The organism is Paenarthrobacter sp. Z7-10, assembly GCF_026932795.1.
GTDB lineage: Bacteria > Actinomycetota > Actinomycetes > Actinomycetales > Micrococcaceae > Arthrobacter_M.
In genome coordinates, this window is record NZ_JADPVH010000114.1 from 1 (window position 1) to 2,114 (window position 2,114).

At 66.3% G+C, this 2,114-nt stretch carries 1 protein-coding gene and 1 pseudogene; both read right to left on the reverse strand.

The features are described 5' to 3' along the window. Nucleotides 1-149 precede the first annotated feature (149 nt). Nucleotides 150-1,321, reverse strand: a pseudogene (gene dprA / locus IV498_RS18630) (DNA-processing protein DprA). A gap of 38 nt (nt 1,322-1,359) precedes the next feature. After that, nucleotides 1,360-2,114 (reverse strand): ATP-binding protein (locus IV498_RS18635; protein WP_269048565.1); only part of this gene is annotated, 755 nt, incomplete at its 5' end.

The window sequence follows — 2,114 nt, forward strand, 5'->3', positions numbered from 1 at the left end:
CACACGCGCAACCGCTGATTCATCAAAAAGACCGTCCTGGGCGCCACTATCCATACCCCAATTCTCCCAGCCACACCCACCAGAGCCAGGTTATTCCTTCGGCGTTTTAAAAACAGCGGCCCACGATTATTGACCCATGCACCTAGCGGTCAGGTCCGCTTGTTGCGCCTCCAGTTACCATTGGTCCGCTCCGCAAGCCCCATCAGCTCGAGCCGACCCAACCCGGCCAGCACGGAGGTTAGACTCAGCCCGGCCACTGTACACAGCTTTTCTGCCGTCGTCGGCGAAACAAGAGGCAGCGCGTCCAACAACAACAGATCCTGCAGATCGAGCCCATCGTGATCGGCCCGCTTTCCGGTGCTTTCGGTCGGGAGGTTCTGCCCGCTGGCACCGGCAAGTTCGGCAATTTCGGCGGCGTCCGTGACGCACACGGCGGATCCCTCTCGCAGCAGCCTGTGGCATCCGGCGGAATTGGCCGAGTAGACAGAGCCGGGCACGGCCGCAACGCATCGGCTGAGGCCATCGGCATGGTGTGCCGTGCTGAGCGCACCGGAGCGCCATCGTGCTTCCACCACGACCGTGACGCTGCAGAGGGCCGCGATGATGCGGTTGCGTTGCAGAAAGCGGTACCGGGTGGGGTTCGAGCCGGGCGGAACTTCGGAAATCATGGCCCCCTGCAAGGCAATGGAACGCAGCAGCTCTTCGTTGCCGGAGGGGTAGTAGCGGTCCACTCCCCCAGCCATGACGGCAATGGTCGGGTATGGTCCTGTTCCACCGGCCAGGGCGGCACGGTGGGCGTGGGCATCGATGCCGTAAGCCCCTCCGCTGACAACGCTCAGCCCCCGCTCCGCAAGCGAGTAGGCGATTTCTGCCGTCACTTGGGCGCCATATGCAGTGCTGTCCCGCGATCCTACGATGGCGATACACCGCTCGATCGACGGCACCGGACGGTGTGGGCTGCGAACCCAGAGCGCAATCGGCTCCGATAGGCCAAGGTCAGCCAACGATGCTGGCCAGTCCGCATCCTCGGGAGTGAGCAGACCTCCGCCCAGTCGGCGGATGGCGTCCAGGTCGCGTTCGGGTGCCAGATCGGGGACCCTCGGCGCCCAACGGGCAACCGCCGGCCCCAGTCCCTGCCAGCCGGACAGGGTGCCTGCCTCCTGCAAAACCTCAAAGATCCGGTGTTCCAGCTCTGGTCCGGCGTGGACCGCGCCAATCGCCACCCGCAGCGCCTGTGCCGGCCCGGCAACCCTGATCAGGGCAAGGCCGGCAAGGTCAGAGGTTCCATCAGGCGGGTCAGGGCAGCGCGGGCAAGTCTCATCGCGGCGGCGTCGGACCCAGTTTCTGTCGCAACGTCGCTCACGCAGACACCCCCTGTTGCCTCATGCTCAGCGCCACGCCGACCTCATCTGTCCCCGGTGCACCAGCTTCGGCCAGGTCGGCAAGCGTCCACGACAGGCGCAGCACGCGGTCGTAACCGCGGGCCGTCAGGGCTCCCCGTTCCATGGCCCGGTCCAGGGCCACCGTCGTGGACGCCGGAAGGCGGTAGTCGCCGCGCAGAAGCGTGCCGGTCATCTCCGAGTTGCGGAGCAGCCCGTGCCTTTCGAGCCGTCGGCGCTGCCGTTCGCGGGCCCTGCGGACCCGCTCGGCTACAGCCGCAGAACTCTCCCTGGCCGCGGTGGTGGATAGTTCGGCCAGGGACAACCGGTTCACCTGCAGCTGGATGTCCACGCGATCCAGCAGCGGCCCCGACAACCGGCCGAAATACCGTCGCCGCGCCATCGCTGTACAACTGCAATCCTTTCCCTTGCCCACCGCTTTGCCACAGGGACACGGGTTGGCCGCGAGCACCAGCTGGAAACGTGCCGGGTAGGCCGCCGTTCCAGCGGAGCGGTGCAGAATCAGCTCGCCGCTTTCCAAAGGCTGACGCAGGGCATCCAACACACTGCGCTGATATTCTGGCGCTTCGTCGAGGAAGAGTACGCCGCGGTGAGCGCGGGAGGCCGCGCCCGGACGGGGTATGCCGCTGCCCCCGCCGATAATGGCGACCGTGCTGGCGGTGTGGTGGGGACGCTCGTACGGCGGTCTGCGGATCAGGCAGGACACGGAAGCAT